Origin of the sequence: Micromonospora sp. Mcm103 (assembly GCF_024519755.1) — a bacterium.
Classification (GTDB): domain Bacteria; phylum Actinomycetota; class Actinomycetes; order Mycobacteriales; family Micromonosporaceae; genus Micromonospora; species Micromonospora aurantiaca.
In genome coordinates, this window is sequence record NZ_JALJRJ010000022.1 from 24,311 (window position 1) to 39,581 (window position 15,271).

At 74.1% G+C, this 15,271-nt stretch carries 5 protein-coding genes; all 5 read right to left on the reverse strand.

The window, feature by feature from the left end; translation table 11 throughout:
• Positions 1–9: 9 nt before the first annotated feature.
• Genes OC439_RS24170 through OC439_RS24190 form a run of 5 tightly spaced genes read right to left on the reverse strand, consistent with a single transcriptional unit; the run spans position 10 to position 15,245 of the window.
• On the reverse strand, positions 10–5,496 hold the full coding sequence (locus tag OC439_RS24170) for a non-ribosomal peptide synthetase/MFS transporter (RefSeq protein ID WP_262015429.1): 5,487 nt from the start codon (positions 5,494–5,496) through the stop codon (positions 10–12).
• Entirely contained in the window at positions 5,496–8,621 is a 3,126-nt protein-coding gene (locus OC439_RS24175; protein ID WP_262015430.1) for a non-ribosomal peptide synthetase, read from the reverse strand. The genes OC439_RS24170 and OC439_RS24175 overlap by 1 nt, the downstream gene beginning before the upstream one ends.
• Positions 8,618–8,806 carry an MbtH family protein gene (locus tag OC439_RS24180; RefSeq protein WP_135239827.1) on the reverse strand — a complete coding sequence of 63 codons (189 nt, stop codon included), beginning with the start codon at positions 8,804–8,806 and terminating at the stop codon, positions 8,618–8,620. Before OC439_RS24180 ends, OC439_RS24175 begins: the two co-directional genes overlap by 4 nt.
• Position 8,807: 1 nt before the next feature.
• Positions 8,808–9,761, reverse strand: a complete 954-nt coding sequence (locus OC439_RS24185) for a TauD/TfdA family dioxygenase (protein WP_262015431.1) — start codon at positions 9,759–9,761, stop codon at positions 8,808–8,810.
• Positions 9,762–9,794: 33 nt separating this feature from the next.
• Positions 9,795–15,245 (reverse strand): type I polyketide synthase, encoded by a 5,451-nt coding sequence (locus OC439_RS24190; protein WP_262015432.1) that lies wholly within the window; start codon positions 15,243–15,245, stop codon positions 9,795–9,797.
• Positions 15,246–15,271: the final 26 nt, after the last annotated feature.

Below are 15,271 nucleotides of genomic sequence, written 5' to 3' on the forward strand. Positions count from 1 at the left end.
TCGACACGGTCAGACCGAGACGAGTTCCTTCTTCTCGGCCTTGGCGGCCAGGCGCTTCTCCCGTTCCTGGGCACCGATGAGGTCGTCCGGCAGGGAGTCCTCCACCTCCAGGTCGAACCGGCGCAGCAGCCGGATCGCGAAACCGCCCAGCGTGATGAGGATCAGCGCCGCGCCGAAGCAGATGTACGCGAAACCGATGCCCCGGCCCGGGCCGGTGCCGATCACCGCGCCCACCGAGCCGGCGAGCGCCCCGCCGGGTGCGAGCATCGGCTCGAACAACGCGGTGGCGCCCGGCGCGAGCAGTGCGAACCCGATCGGCAGCGTCGACCAGGAGATGGTCTGGTTCAGGCTGAACACCCGGCCGTGGAAGCGCTGCGGCACCTTCACCTGGACGATCGTCGCGTAGATCGACTGCGCGGTGGTCATCGACATGGCCAGCCAGCAGAAGCCGACGCAGATCATCGCCACCGACGCGTCCAGGCCGATCAGCACGCAGCCGATCGCGGTGCCCAGGTTGCCGATGAGCACGCCGATCATGCGGCGCTTGCGCGGACCGCCCCACAGCGACATGAGCACGCCGCCGAGCACCGCGCCGACCGCCTCGGCCAGCGCCACCTGCGCCACCTGGGTCGGGCTGCCGAACGACAGCACCAGCGGCGTGATGAGCACCAGCGCGGGCGCCAGGAAGATGTTGCCCAGCGCGAAGTAGCCGAGCATCAGCCGGAACCCGCGGTGCCGCCACGAGTAGCGCATACCGTTGGCGATGGCCACCAGCAGTCGTTCCCGGGGCCGCCAGCCCAGCGCGTCCGGGAAACGGACCACGGCGAGGGTGAGCACCGCGAACACGTAGCTGGCCACGTCGACCAGCAGGATGCCCTTCAGCTCGATGGTGGCGAGCAGGCCGGCCGCGAACGCCGGCATGAGCAGCGTGGCCACACCGGTAGAGAGCTGGGTGATGCCCATGGCGTGCCCGAGGTAGCGCTTGGGCACCAGCTGCGGCACCGCCGACTGGAACGCGATCCGCTGGAACGAACCGGCCACCGAACTGAGCGCCACCAGCATGTAGATGTGCCAGAGCACCAGGTTGTCGGTCCACAACAGGGCCGCCAGCACGAGCTGGACGGACCCGGCGAAGCAGCTCGCGGTCATCATGATCCGCCGCCGGCTGACCCGGTCGACCAGGGCGCCGGCCACCGGCAGCATGAGCACGCCGCAGATCAGCGCGAGCGCCCAGAGCAGACCGAGGTTCGCCACCGAGCCGGTGCGGTTGAACAGCCAGATCGGCAGCGCGAACGCGGTCAGCGCGGAACCGGTGCTGGAGATGAGCTGACCGGTCGTGATGGCCATGAACCGGCCCATGCTCGGCTTGACCGTCTTGGTGGGCTTACGGTCCTCCCCCACCCGCAGCGTGTCGGCCACCACCCAGCCGGCGTCCTCACCCCGGGCCTCCGGCGTCAGCGCGCTGACGTCACCGGCGACCACCGCCGGGTGCACCTGCGTGACGATCTCGGCCAGTTCCTCGGCGCGGTACTTGAGGAAGAAGTGCCCGGCCTGGTCGAGGACCACGAGGCCGAGCGTGTCGCTGAGGAACTGCCACTCGGCGTACCGCTCGCGGTAGTAGTCGGTCACCGGATCCTCGGAGCCGACCACCGAGATGATCGGCGTCCGGAGCTTCGCCGCCTGCTGGTCCAGCAGCCGGGTGAAGTACTCCTCCGAGGCGCGGGAGTCGGCCCGCATGTTGCTGATGATCCGGTCGGCCTGCTCCGGGTCCAGCTCGTCGGTGTCCACACCCATCGACTTGAGCCAGCTCGCCGAGTGCCTGTTGCTGCTGAGCCGCTCGAGGCGGTCGCGAAGCGCCGCGATCACGCCCTTCGGACGGGCGAACGGGAACATGGCGCCGATGTAGACGGCCTCCAGGTCCCGGCCGGCCGCCTCGACCTTGCGGGCCACGTCGGCGAGGATGGCGCTGCCCACGCCGCAGTGGCCGTACAGGGCGATCGGCCCCTCGACCCGCTCCAGGATCTCGTCGGCGACCCGGCTGGTCAGCTCGTCGAACGGCAGCGCGTCCTCGCTGAGACCCACGTCGTGGCCGGGGATCGCCAGCGACCACAGCCCGTACCCGGCCGGCAGCGCGTCGGCAAGCGGCTGGTAGACGATGGCGCTGCCGCCGCCGTACGGAACGCAGACGTACGTCAGCACCCGCTTGCCCGCCGGGATCGGCTTGGTCAGCTCGTAGAGCAGCCGGCGCGGCCCCTCCTGCGCGGCGTCACCGGAGATGAACGCGGCGAGATCCCGGATGGTGCGCTGCTGGAACAGGTCCATCACGCCGACCGCCCGGCCGCCCAGCTCCGCCTTGCGGATCTTCGCGACCACCTGGGTGGCGAGCATCGAGTGCCCGCCCAGGTCGAAGAAGTCGTCGTCGATGCCGAGCGTGTCCACGCCCAGCACCTCGGACCAGATCGCGGCCAGCGCCCGCTCGGTGTCGTCGCGCGGCTCGACGAGCGCCACCGACGCCTCGCGGGTGACCACCGGCGCGGGCAGCGCCTTGCGGTCCAGCTTGCCGTTCGGGGTCAGCGGCAGCGCGTCGAGCGTGACGAACGCGGCCGGCACCATGTATTCGGGCAGCGTGTCCTTCAGCGCCGCCTTCAGCGCGGCGTGCTCCGCCTCCCCCACCAGGTACGCGGTGAGCCGCTTGTCGCCCGGGCTGTCCTCGCGGACGATCACCGTGGCCTCGGTGACGCCCGGCTGGTCGCGCAGCGCGCTCTCGATCTCGCCCAGCTCGATGCGCAGACCACGCAGCTTGACCTGGTGGTCGATGCGGCCCAGGAACTCGATCACCCCGGCGCCGTCCGGGCCGACGACCCAGCGGGCCAGGTCACCGGTGCGGTAGAGGCGGGCGCCCGGCTCGCCGGAGAACGGGTCGGGGACGAACTTCTCCGCCGTCAGCGCCGACCGGCGGTGGTAGCCGCGGGCCAGCCCGACACCGCCGATGTGCAGTTCGCCGGCCACCCCGACCGGGCACTGCGCGCCGGACGGGTCGAGCACGTGCAGCCGCAGGTTGGCGATCGGCGCGCCGATCGGCACGCTGGTCACCTCGGCGAGCCGGTCCGGCTCGCACGCCCAGGCGGTCACGTCGATGGCCGCCTCGGTCGGGCCGTACAGGTTGTGCAGGCCGCACCAGGGCAGCCGGGCGGTGAAGTCGGCCGCCGAGGCCAGCGGCAGCTCCTCACCGGAGCAGATCACCCGGCGCAGCGCGGTGGCCGCCTCCACGCCGTCCTCGGCGAGGAAGACGGTCAGCATCGACGGGACGAAGTGGGCGGTGGTGATCCGCTCGGACACCAGCAGGTCGCGCAGGTAGCCGGCGTCCTTGTGACCGCCGGGCTTCGCCAGCACCAGGCGGGCGCCGGTGCGCAGCGGCCAGAAGAACTCCCACACCGACACGTCGAAGCTCGCCGGGGTCTTCTGGAGCACCGCGTCGTCGGCGCCGAGGCCGTACGTCTTCTGCATCCAGTCGAGCCGGTTGACGATGCCCCGGTGCGTGTTCGGCACGCCCTTCGGGCGACCGGTGGAGCCGGAGGTGTAGATGACGTACGCCAGGTTCTCCGGCCCGGCGGCCGGCGTGGGGTCGGTCTCGGGCTGACCGGCCCAGACCGTGGCGTCGTCCAGTTCGAGCACCGTGGCGCCGGTGTCGGGCAGCACGTCGCGCAGGTGCGACTGGACCAGCACCACCGGCGCGTCCGCGTCGCCGACCATGAACGCGAGCCGGTCGGCCGGGTACTCCGGGTCCAGCGGCAGGTACGCGCCGCCCGCCTTCAGCACGCCGAGCAGGCCGGCGACCAGTTCCACCGACCGTTCCGCGCACACCCCGACCAGGGTCTCCGGGCCGACGCCCGCCGCGCGCAGCCGGTGCGCGACGCGGTTGGCCTGCGCGTTCAGCTCGGCGTACGTGCGGCTGTGCCCGTCGATGGTGACCGCCACCGCGTCCGGGGTGGCCGCGGCGCGCTCCTCGATCGGGCCGTGCAGCGTCTCGGCGCGCGGGAAGTCGGCGGTGGTGTCGTTCCAGGCGGCCAGCAGGTCCCGCTCGGCGGCGGGCAGCAGCGGCAGCCGGGACACCGGGGTGTCCGGCGCGGCGACGACCGCGTCCAGCAGCGCGGTCCAGCGCTGCGCCATCCGCTCCACACTCACCCGGTCGAACAGGTCGGTGTTGAAGACCAGCTTGCCCCAGAGACCGTCGACGGTCTCCACCGCGTGCAGCTCGAAGTCGAACCGGGTGGCCTGCAACTCCATCGGGGTCCAGGAGAACGTGACCTCGTCGGTGCGGGACACGCCGCGGAAGCGGCCCATCTCGTAGTTCTGCAGCACGAACATGGTCTGGAACACCGGGGAGCGGCTGACGTCGCGCGGCAGGCCCAGCTCGTGGACCACCTTGGCGAACGGCACCTCGGCGTGCTCGAAACCGTCGAGCACCGTACGGCGGGTGCGTTCCAGCAGCTCGGCGAACGTCGGGTCGCCGGCCAGGTCGGCGCGCAGCGGCAGCATGTTGATGAACATGCCGACGACGTTCTCCAGCTCCGGCGCGGACCGGCCGGCCACCGACGCGCCGATGGCGAAGTCGTCCTGGCCGGCGTGCCGGGCCAGCAGCACCTGGTACGCGGCGAGCAGCGTCATGAACAGCGTGCCGCCGCTGTCGCGGGTGAGCGTGTTGAGCGCCTCCGTGGCGGCCGGGTCGAGCTGGAACTCGACGAAGTCGCCCCGGTAGGTCTGGGTGGCCGGGCGCGGCCGGTCCAGCGGCAGTTCCAGCGGGGTGATGCCGGCCAGCCGCTGCTTCCAGTAGTCGACGTGCGCCCGCGCCTGCGGGCCGTCCAGCTCCTGGGCCTCCCAGACGGCGAAGTCGCCGTACTGGATCGGCAGGGCGGGCGGCTCGCCGCCCCGGTAGAGCGTGATCAGGTCGCGCAGCAGCACGTCCACCGACCAGCCGTCGCCGACGATGTGGTGCTGGGCGAGGAACAGCACGTGGTCGTCGGCGGCGAGCCGGATCAGCAGGGCCCGCAGCAGCGGCCCGTTCGCCAGGTCGAACGGCTCGGCCGCCGCCGCGTCGACGAGCGCCTGCGCGGCGGCCTCGTCGGGCGCCTCCACCACCGTCAGCGGCACGTCGGCGGTGTCCGCGACGACCACAGTGGGGCGGCCGTCGGCATCGGCCGGGAAGCGGGTGCGCTGCGACTCGTGCCGGTCCGCGAGCCCGGTCAGGGCGGCGCGCAGCGCGTCCACATCGAGTGGTCCGCGAACCCGCAGCGGCACCGCGATGTGGTACGCCGCCTCGCCCGGGGCGAGCTGGTCCATGAACCAGACCCGCTCCTGGGCGTAGGACAGCGGCACCTCGGCGCCGGACGGGCGGGGGGTGATCCGGGCCGCGGGGGCGGTCTGGCGGGCGCGCAGCCGTCGGGCGATCAGCGCCTGCCGGGCCGCCTCGCGGGCCGGATCCTTCAGGTCCGTCATCAGTTGGTTCCCTCTTCCGCCGCGAGCAGCGCGGCGACCTCGGTGTCGGAGAGCCCGTCGAGTTCGGCGGCGATCCGCTGTTCGATCTGGGCGGCCAGGTCCGCCACCACGGGGCTGCTGAACAGCGCCCGCATGGGCAGGTCGACGTCCACCTCGGCGCGGATCCGGGCCATCGCCCGCATGCCGCGCAGCGAGTTGCCGCCGAGGGCGAAGAAGTCGTCGTGGGCGCCGACCTTCTCCACCTGGAGGATCTCGGCGTACACCTCGGCGACCAGGGCCTCGGCCTCGGTGCGGGGCGCGACGTAGCTGTCCTCGGCCGGTTCGGCCGCCGCCGGGGCGGGCAGCGCGGCACGGTCCAGCTTGCCGTTCGGCGTCAGCGGCAGCGCGTCCAGCCGGACCAGGGCGGCCGGCACCAGGTGCACGGGCAGCTCACGGGCCAGCTCGGCGCGGACCGAGTCCTCGTGGGCCGGGCCCACCAGGTAGCCGACGAGCGTCGGCTCGCCGCCGTCGGTGCGGACCGCCGCGGCGGCGGCGCGCACGTCCGGGTGGGCCAGCAGCGCGGCCTCCACCTCGCCCAGCTCGATCCGCATGCCGCGCACCTTGACCTGGTCGTCGCGGCGGCCCAGGTAGTCCAGCGTGCCGTCGGCACGCCAGCGGGCCAGGTCGCCGGTCGCGTACATCCGCGCGCCGGGCGGGCCGTACGGGCAGGGCAGGAAGCGCTCGGCGGTCAGGGCGGGCCGGTCGTGGTAGCCGCGCGCGAGCTGGGTGCCGGTGACGTACAGCTCCCCCACCACGCCCGGGGGCACCGGCCGCAGGGCGGCGTCGAGCAGCAGCGCCCGGGTGTTCCAGGTGGGCGTGCCGATCGGCACCGGGCCGGCCGGGACCGGTTCGCCGGGGGCGATCCGGGCCGCGACGCAGCCCACAGTGGCCTCCGTCGGGCCGTACTCGTTGATGACTGCCACGTCGGGGTGCGCGGCCCGCCAGGCGGCGAGCTGCTCCCCGGTCAGCGCCTCGCCGCCGATCACCAGGTCGGCCGTCGGCGACAGCTCGCCGTCGAGCAGCGGCAGGTGGCTCGGCGTGACCTTGAGGAACGCGGGCCGGCCACCGGCGCGGGCGGCGGGCTCGTCGATCGCGGCGAGCCGTACCGTGCCGCCGGCGGTGAGCGTGCCGAGCAGGCCGGTCACGGTCAGGTCGAACGACACCGGCGAGTGCAGCAGCGCCACCCCGGCCAGCCCCGGGTAGGTGGCGCGGGCCCAGGCCAGGTACGCGGTCACCGCCCGGTGCTCGACCACCACGCCCTTCGGGCGGCCGGTGGAGCCGGAGGTGTAGAGCACGTACGCCGGGTGCTCCGGGCGCAGCGGCGCGACCCGGTCGGCGTCGGTGAGGTCGTCGCCGGACTGGTCCGAGCCGACCTCGCCGTCGAGCACCAGCGCGTCATCGGGCACCAGAGCGGCGGTGTCCGGCGCGGTCACCACCAGCGCGGGCGCGGCGTCGGCCAGGAGGTAGGCGATCCGGCCGGCCGGGTACGCGGTGTCCACCGGCACGTACGCGGCACCGGCCTTGAGCACCGCCAGCATCGCCACGACCAGGTCGCAGGAGCGGGGCAGCGCCAGCGCGACCCGGGTCTCCGGGCCGGCGCCGCGCGCCACCAGCAGCCGGGCCAGCCGGTTCGCGGCGGTGTTCAGCTCGCCGTAGCCGAGCGTCACGCCGTCGCAGACCAGCGCCGCCGCGTCCGGGGTGGCGGCGGCCTGCCGCTGCACCTCGTCGACCACAGTGGTCACCGGCACGTCGTGGACGGTGTCGTTCCAGGTGCCGAGCACCCGATCCCGCTCGGTGTCGGTGAGCAGCGGCAGCGCGCCGACCGTACGCTCCGGCTCGGCGACCGCGGCGGCGAGCAGCCGTACGTAGCGGCGGACCACCGTCTCGGCCGTGGCCCGGTCGAACAACTCGGTGCGGTAGACCAGGCGGCAGTCGCCGGTGGTGATGTCGAAGGCCAGGTCGTCCTTCGTGGTGCCCAGCTCCACCGGGTCGAGGCCGGAGTCCGGGATCCAGTTCAGCGCGGTCTGGAAGATCGGCTGCACCGACGGGTCACGCTGCGGGTCGACCGCCTCGACGATCTTCTGGAACGGCGTCTGCCCGTGCTCCATCGCGTCGATCAGGCCGTTGCGGACCCGGCCGAGCAGCGCCGCGAACGTCGGGTCACCGGAGACGTCGCAGCGCAGCGCCACCGGGTTGACGAACATGCCGATCAGCGGCGTCAGCTCCGGATTGTCCCGGCCCGCGGTGGAGACGCCGACCACCACGTCGGCGTCGCCGGAGATCCGCGACAGCAGCGCCGCGAAACCGGCCAGCAGCACCATGTACGGCGTGGCCTGCGCGCCGGTGGCCAGCGCGCCGACGCGGTCCAGCAGCCCGTCGGGCAGCGTGAAGCGCACCTCGTCACCGGCGAAGCCGAGCTGGGCCGGGCGGGGCCGGTCCAGCGGCAGCCCGGTGACCGGCGGCGCGCCGGCCAGGTGACCGGTCCAGAACGCGAGCTGCCGGTCCAGCTCCGCACCGGTGAGCTGCTGACGCTGCCAGACCGCGAAGTCGGCGTACTGGATGGGCAGCTCGGGCACGGCGGGCTCGGCGCCGGTACGCGCGGCCTCGCAGAACGCGACCAGCTCGGCGTGGAACAGCACCGCCGAGTGGCTGTCGAAGACGGCGTGGTGCACCACGAACGCCAGCGCCAGCCCCTCCTCCATGCGGATCAGCCGGGCCCGCCACAGCGGCGCCGCGTCCAGCGGGATCGGCGTGCGGGCCATCTCGCCGCGGATGCGCTCGAACTCGGCCCGCTGCTCACCGGCCGGCAGGTGGGTGATGTCGGTGACGGGCAGCGACGCCGGCTCGTGGGCGCGCACGACCTGCACCAGCGCGCCGTCGTCGGTCCGCAGGTGGGTACGCAGCGCCTCGTGCCGGGCGATCACCCGGTTGACCACGTCACCGGCCGTATCGGCGTCCACGCCGGCCGGGAACAGCCACGGGAAGGACACGTTGAACACCGGCGACCCGGCGTCGAGCTGGTTGGCCATCCACACCCGCTCCTGGGCGTACGAGGCCGGGAAGGTCCACTCCTGGCTCGTGCTCATGAGAGGGCCTCGCGCACGGAGCGGGGACGCATGTCGGTCCACACCTCGTCGACGTGGGCCAGGCACTCCTCGCGCGTGCCGGCGAAGCCGGTGTCGTGCCAGCCGGCGGGCAGGTCCCGGTCGGCCGACCAGATCGAGTACTGCTCCTCGTCGTTGCGCACGACCAGGAATCGGGGTTCGGCCATGTCAGTTCGCTCCTGCGGTCTCGGGGGTGTACGGCTCGGCCATCGCGACGGCGATCTTGCGGGGACCGGTGAACGGTTCCCGGCCGTGCGCGGCGGTCATGTTGTCCACCACCAGCACGTCGTCGCGCTGGTAGTCGAAGCGGACGGTGGCGGCCCGGTAGGCGGCGCGCAGGTGGTCCATGACGTCGGCGGGGATCTCGCCGCCGTCGCCGTAGTAGGTGTTCGACGGCAGCCCGTCGGCGCCGAACATGGCCAGCAGCCCCTCCTGGTAATCCTTGGGCAGGGTGCTGAGGTGGAAGAAGGTGGCGTGGTTGAACCAGCGCGGGGTGTCCGACCCGGGCCGGTGGTGCACCACGTCGCGGACCGCGCGGGTACGCAGGCCGTCCTTGCCGACCCACTCCACGGTGATCCCGTTGTCCGCCGCGTACGCCTCGACCTCGGCGCGGCTCTCGGTGTTGAACACCTCCTGCCAGCGGGTGCCGAAGTCGCCGTGGAAGTTGCGCACCAGCATCCACCGGCGGCGGATGAACTCCTCACGGACCGCCGGGTCGATCAGCTCGAACACCCGGCGCACGTCGGCCAGCGGCGTGGCGCCCTGGCTGTCCGGCGGCGTGACGCAGTAGAAGAACAGCGTCAGCGGCCAGCGCGCCTGGTACGAGTTCTCGTTGTGCAGGAAGATCTCCTCGTCCGGCGGGTAGTCGGTCGAGGTGTAGACCCGGCCCTTGATGGAGTGCCGGGGCGAGGAGCGCTCGGTGTAGGTCAGCGGCTCGCCGGCGAGTGCGCGGACGGCCTGGTCGAAGCCGTCCACGCCGCCCACGTCGAAGCCGCGGAACAGCAGCCCGCCGCTGGTGACGAGGGTGTCCCGCAGCTCGGCGCGCCGGGCCGCGATCAGGTCGGTCAGCGCCCGGCCGTCGCTCTCGACGACCACCGGCAGCGTCGTGGTTGTCTCGCTCATGGTGCGGTGTCTCCTGGTTCTGCGTCGGGGGTGTCAGCCGCGGGGCAGCCGCGGGATGGCCGGGATCGCCGCCGGAGCGGCCGGTGCGTCGGCGGGCGCCTCGGCGCGCAGCTCCTCGATCCGGGCGGCCAGGCCGGCCACCGTGGGGGTCTCGAAGAGGCTGCGCATCGGCAGCCGTACGCCTGTCGCCTTGCGCATGGCGGCGATGAGCTGCACGGCCACCAGCGAATTGCCGCCGAGGGCGAAGAAGTCGTCGTCCACGCCGACGTCGGTGACGCCGAGGCCGTCGCGCCACACCTGGGCGATCGTCTTCTCCAGCTCGGTGCCGGGCGCCGCCGAGCCGCCGCCGGTGACCCCGGCCGAGCCGGCCGGCGCGTCGGTCTCCTCGGCGAGGCTGTCGGTGGTGACCCGGGCCGCGCGGCGCCGGATGTCGGCGACGGTGCGGGTGGTGATCACCACCTGCGCGCCGAGACCGGCGGCGAGGCTGCGGCGGAACGCCTCCGCGCCGTCGACCGGCCGGATGTCCTCGGTGACCGGCGCCGCGGCGTCCGCGTCCGCCGCCGGGGCCTCGCCCAGGTTGCCGGTGACCGCGTCCTGGTCGACCCGGCGCAGCACGAAGTCACTGATCGAGACCAGCTCCCGTCCGTCGGGGTCGCGCAGCGACAGGTCGGCGGCGACCACCTCGTCGGTGGCGGCGGGCCGGTGCCGCAGGTGACTGTGGAACGTCGCCGGCAGCGCGCCACGCACCACGATCCGGCCGTACGACAGCGGCAGGTAGGTGCCGGAGCCCTGGCCCCGGCCGAACGCGGTGGCCACGTCCAGCAGCGCCGGGTGCATGCCCCAGGAGGGCAGGTCACCGACCGCGGCGGCGGGTGCCTGCACCCGGGCCAGCTCCTCGCCGTCGGCGAGGTGGTGCTCGGCCAGTGCCGCCCAGCGCGGCCCGAACGTGAGCATGCTGGTGCGTCCCCGGCCGAACGAGGCGTCGTCGTCGACCCGCCGCCCGGCCACCGCGGGCACGGCGGCCGGCGGGGCCGCGTCGGTGGTCCACCCGGCGGTGCCGCGGACGTGGGTGCGCGCCTGGCCGGCGGCGAGGCTGGCGACTGTGAAGTCGGTGCCGTCCTCGGCCGGGGTCAGCTCGACCCGGTACTGGGCCACGGTGCCGTCCGGCACCGAGAACGGCTCCAGGAACACCACGTCCCGCAGCTCCACCGCGGCGTCGGGCCCCGGCGCGGGCAGCGCGGCGACCACCGCGGCGCGCACCGACTCCAGGTGGGCGGTGCCCGGCACCACCGGCACCCCGCCGATCCGGTGCTCGTCGAGCAGCCAGTGGGTGTCCGCCGAGACCAGGCCGTGCAGCACCGTCCCGTCCGGGCCGGCCACCATCGTGGTGAGCACCGGGTGGGCGACCGCCGTGGTCACGGTGTCCCGCCCGGCGGCCCGGAACGCGGCCGGCGCGGCGGTCTCCACCGCCATGCCGACCTCCGCCCAGCCGCCCCAGTTCTGCGACACCACAGGCGCGCGGAACCCGGTGCCGGAGCGCGCGAACGCGTCCAGGAAGTTGTTCGCGGCGCAGTAGTCGACCTGGCCGAACCCGCCGATCACCGCGGTGATCGAGGAGCAGAGCACGACGAAGTCCAGCGGCAGGTCACCGAAGACCCGGGCCAGCGCCAGGGTGCCGGCCAGCTTCGGGGCCAGCACGCGCCGCGCCTCGTCGCGGTCCTTCACCTCGGCCATGCCGCCGCCGGGCAGACCGGCGGCGTGCACGATGCCGTCCAGCCCGCCGAACCGGCGCTCCGCCTCGTCGCGGACCCGGCGCAGGTCGTCCGCGTCGGTGACGTCGGCGGCGAGCACCAGCACCTCGGCGCCGGCGGCCTCCATCCGGCGGATCGCCGCGATGGCCCGCCCGGCCCGGTCGGCGCCGCCGTGCACCGCCAGGTGCGCGTCCCACTCGTCCCGCTCGGGCAGCCCGGAGCGGGCCAGCAGCACCAGCTTGGCACGGGCCCGGCGGGCGAAGTCCTCGGCGAGGGTGACGCCGATGCCGCCGAGACCGCCGGTGATCAGGTAGCGGCCCTCCTCGCGCAGCACGCCCGGCTCGTCCTCGGCGGCCACTGTGACCTGCTCGTAGCCGGCCAGCCAGCGGCGGTCGCCGCGCAGCGCCACCTCCGGGTGCTCGGCGTCGACGGGGCTGCGCAGCTCGGCCACCAGGGCGGCCACGCCGCGCGCGGCCGGGTCGGTGTCGAGCAGCCGCACGGTCAGGCCGGGCAGCTCGGCCGGGAGCACCCGGGCCAGGCCGGCCAGCGTGGCGTGCTCCGGGCGGGTCAGGTCGTCGCCGCGGACGTCGCCGATGCCGGCGGTGACCAGGTCCAGGCGGACGCCCGCCTCGTCGGCCGTCACACCCGCGCCGGCCAGGGCCTGCACCAGGTGCAGCGCGCCGAAGAAGCCGCGCTCCTGCGCCGCCCAGGCGGCCGCCGCGTCGGTGCCGGCCGGGTCACCGTCGAGCGCGAACGCGTGCACGATCCGCCGGGGCAGGTCGGCGCCGAGCGCGGCGACCAGTTCCTCGGCGTCGGCGCGTACGCCGGGGCGCAGCCGGAAGCCGTTGGCGGTGGCGGTGAACGCCTCGCCGGCGCGTACCTCGACCGGGTCGTCGCCGGCGGCGCGCAACGCGGCCACGAGCGCGTCGCCGCGCGGACCGTCGGCCAGCACCAGGCAGCGGCCCAGCGGCTCGGCCGTGCGGGCCGGCGCGGCCTGCCGCCACACCGGTACCGCGAACCACTCCGGCAGCGGGCGCGGGCCGGTCTCGACGGGCGCCGCCGCCAGCTCCTGCTCCGGGTCCGGGTCGATCCAGTAGCGGCGCCGCTCGAACGGGTACGTGGGCAGCGGCACCCGCCGCGCGTGCGGGTCGGCCGGGACGCTCACCGGCACCCCGGCGCACCACAGCGCGCCGGCCGTGCCGAGCAGCGCGGCCAGGTCACCGGTCTGCTCGCCCGGGCCGGGCAGGCTGCCCAGCGGGGTCAGCGCGCGCTGCGCCTCACCGGCCTTGGCGACCTGCATCCGGGCCAGGTTGGCCAGCTGCCGGCCGGGGCCGCACTCGACGAGCGCCCAGGTGCCCTCGACGAGCAGCGTCGCCACGCACGCGCCGAAGCGGACCGGGCGGCGCAGGTGCGCGGCCCAGTACGCCGGGTCGGTGGCCTGCGCCTCGGTGATCCAGGTGCCGGTCACGTTGGAGACGAACGGCACCGCCGGGGCGCGCAGCGGCACGGTGGCCATCAGCGCGGTGAACTCGTCCAGGATCGGGTCCATCATCGGCGAGTGGAACGCGTGCGAGGTGCGCAGCACCTTCGACTTGTTCTTGCCGCCGAGGCTCGCCGCGAACTCCTCCACGAGCGCCGTCTCACCGGCGACCACGCAGGTGCCGGGGCCGTTGACGGTGGCCACCGACAGGCCCTCGGGCAGCTTGCCGGTCACCTCCGACTCGTCGAGCGTGACCGCCAGCATCGAACCGGCGGGCAGGGAGTGCATGAGCCGGCCCCGGGCGGCCACCACGCGCAGCGCGTCGGCGAGGTCGAGCACCCCGGCGACCGTCGCGGCCACGTACTCGCCGATGGAGTGGCCGATCATCGCGGCCGGGGTGACCCCGGCGGCCCGCCAGGCGGCGGCGAGGGCGTACTCGACGGTGAACAGGGCGGGCTGGGTGTAGCGGGTCTGCGTGAGCTTGTCCGCCGCCTCCGGGTCGCGGCCCAGGATCAGGTCGCGGATGTCCAGGCCCAGCTCGGGGCGGAGCAGCTCGGCGCACTCGTCGACGGCGGCGGCGTACGCGGTGTCCTGCGCGTACAGCTCGGCGCCCATCCCCGCGTACTGCGAGCCCTGGCCGCTGAACAGGAACGCCACCCGCGGCGCGGCGCCCTCGGCGGCACCCCGGTGGCCCTTGCGCCGCTCGCGCAGCGCGGCGGCGGCGGACGCCGGGTCACCGGCGACGACGGCGGCTCGGTGGGCGTACACCTGGCGGCCGACGCGCAGCGTGTGCGCCACGTCGGCGAGCGCCACGTCGCTGCCGCTCTCGAGGTGGTCGGCGAGCCGCCGTACGGCGGTGTCCAGCGCGGTCGGGGTCTTCGCCGACACCTGGAGCAGCTGCGCCGGGCGGGACGGCGGCTCGGGCCGGCCGGCGGCCGGGGCCTCCTCCAGCACCACGTGCGCGTTGGTGCCGCCGATGCCGAAGGAGCTGACGCCGGCGCGGCGCGGTCCGCCGTCGGTGTCCCACTTGGTCAGCGTGTTCGCCACGTAGAACGGGGTGTCGGCGAAGTCGATGGCCGGGTTCGGCGACTCGTAGTTGATGGTCGGCGGGATCAGCCCGTGCTCCATCGCCAGCACCGTCTTGATCACGCTGACGATGCCGGAGGGCTGGCTGAGGTGGCCGATGTTCGACTTCACCGAGCCGATGCCGCACCAGCCGCGCTCGTCGGTGTCCTTGGTGTAGACGGCGGAGAGCGCGGCGACCTCGATCGGGTCGCCGAGCGCGGTGCCGGTGCCGTGCGCCTCGACGTAGCTGATGCTGCGCGGGTCGACGCCGGCCAGCTCGACGGCCTGGGCGACGGCCTCCATCTGCCCGTCGATGCTGGGGGCGGTGAAGCCGACCTTCCCGGCGCCGTCGTTGTTGATGGCGTTGCCGAGCACTACCGCGCGGATGGTGTCGCCGTCGGCGATCGCGTCGGACAGCCGCTTGAGCAGCGTCACGCCGACGCCGCTGCCCCACACCGTGCCGTTCGCTCCGGCGTCGAACGGCCGGCACCGCCCGTCGGGCGAGGTGAAGCCGTCCATGCCGAGGTAGCCGACGTGCGGCAGCTCGATGTTGACGCCGCCGGCCAGGGCCATGTCGCACTCGCCGTTGCGCAGCGCCTCACAGGCCAGGTGGAACGCGACGAGCGAGGTGGAGCAGGCGGTGTGCACGGTCATGCTGGGCCCGCGCAGGTCCAGCCGGTACGACACGTTGGTGGCCACGTAGTTCGGCGAGTTGCCGGTGGCGAGCGAGACCGCGCCGTGCGGGTTCCCGCCGACGCGCTTGTTGCGGTACACGTTGCGGTGCAGGTACGTGTTGCCGCCGGTGCCGGCGTACACGCCCACCGCGCCGTCGTAGCGGCCCGGGTCGTAGCCGGCGTTCTGCAGGGCGGTGTAGCAGGTCTCCAGGAACAGCCGGTGCTGCGGGTCGGTGATCTCGGCCTCGCGGGCGGTCATCCCGAACAGGCCGGCGTCGAACTCGTCGTAGCCGTCCACCAGCGGGGCACGGTTGACCCAGCCCGGGTCGTCGACCTCCTGCGGCTGGGCGCCGCGGGCGAGCTGCTCCTCGCGGGTCAGTTCGGTCGTCGACTCCACGCCGTCGACCAGGTTGCGCCAGAACTCGTCGACGTCGGCCGCGCCGGGGAGGCGGGCGGCGAGCCCGACGATGGCGATGGGCTCGACGCCGTCGTCGGCGGGAATGTCGTTCTGCATGGGGGTTCCTTCATTCACAAGGGATC

What these genes read in the sequence shown, in the direction of transcription:
- OC439_RS24170 (WP_262015429.1), bottom strand. Translation starts at nt 5,496, where the DNA reads ATGACGGACCTGAAGGATCCGGCCCGCGAGGCGGCCCGGCAGGCGCTG.
- OC439_RS24175 (WP_262015430.1), bottom strand. Translation starts at nt 8,621, where the DNA reads ATGAGCACGAGCCAGGAGTGGACCTTCCCGGCCTCGTACGCCCAGGAG.
- OC439_RS24180 (WP_135239827.1), bottom strand. Translation starts at nt 8,806, where the DNA reads ATGGCCGAACCCCGATTCCTGGTCGTGCGCAACGACGAGGAGCAGTAC.
- OC439_RS24185 (WP_262015431.1), bottom strand. Translation starts at nt 9,761, where the DNA reads ATGAGCGAGACAACCACGACGCTGCCGGTGGTCGTCGAGAGCGACGGC.
- OC439_RS24190 (WP_262015432.1), bottom strand. Translation starts at nt 15,245, where the DNA reads ATGCAGAACGACATTCCCGCCGACGACGGCGTCGAGCCCATCGCCATC.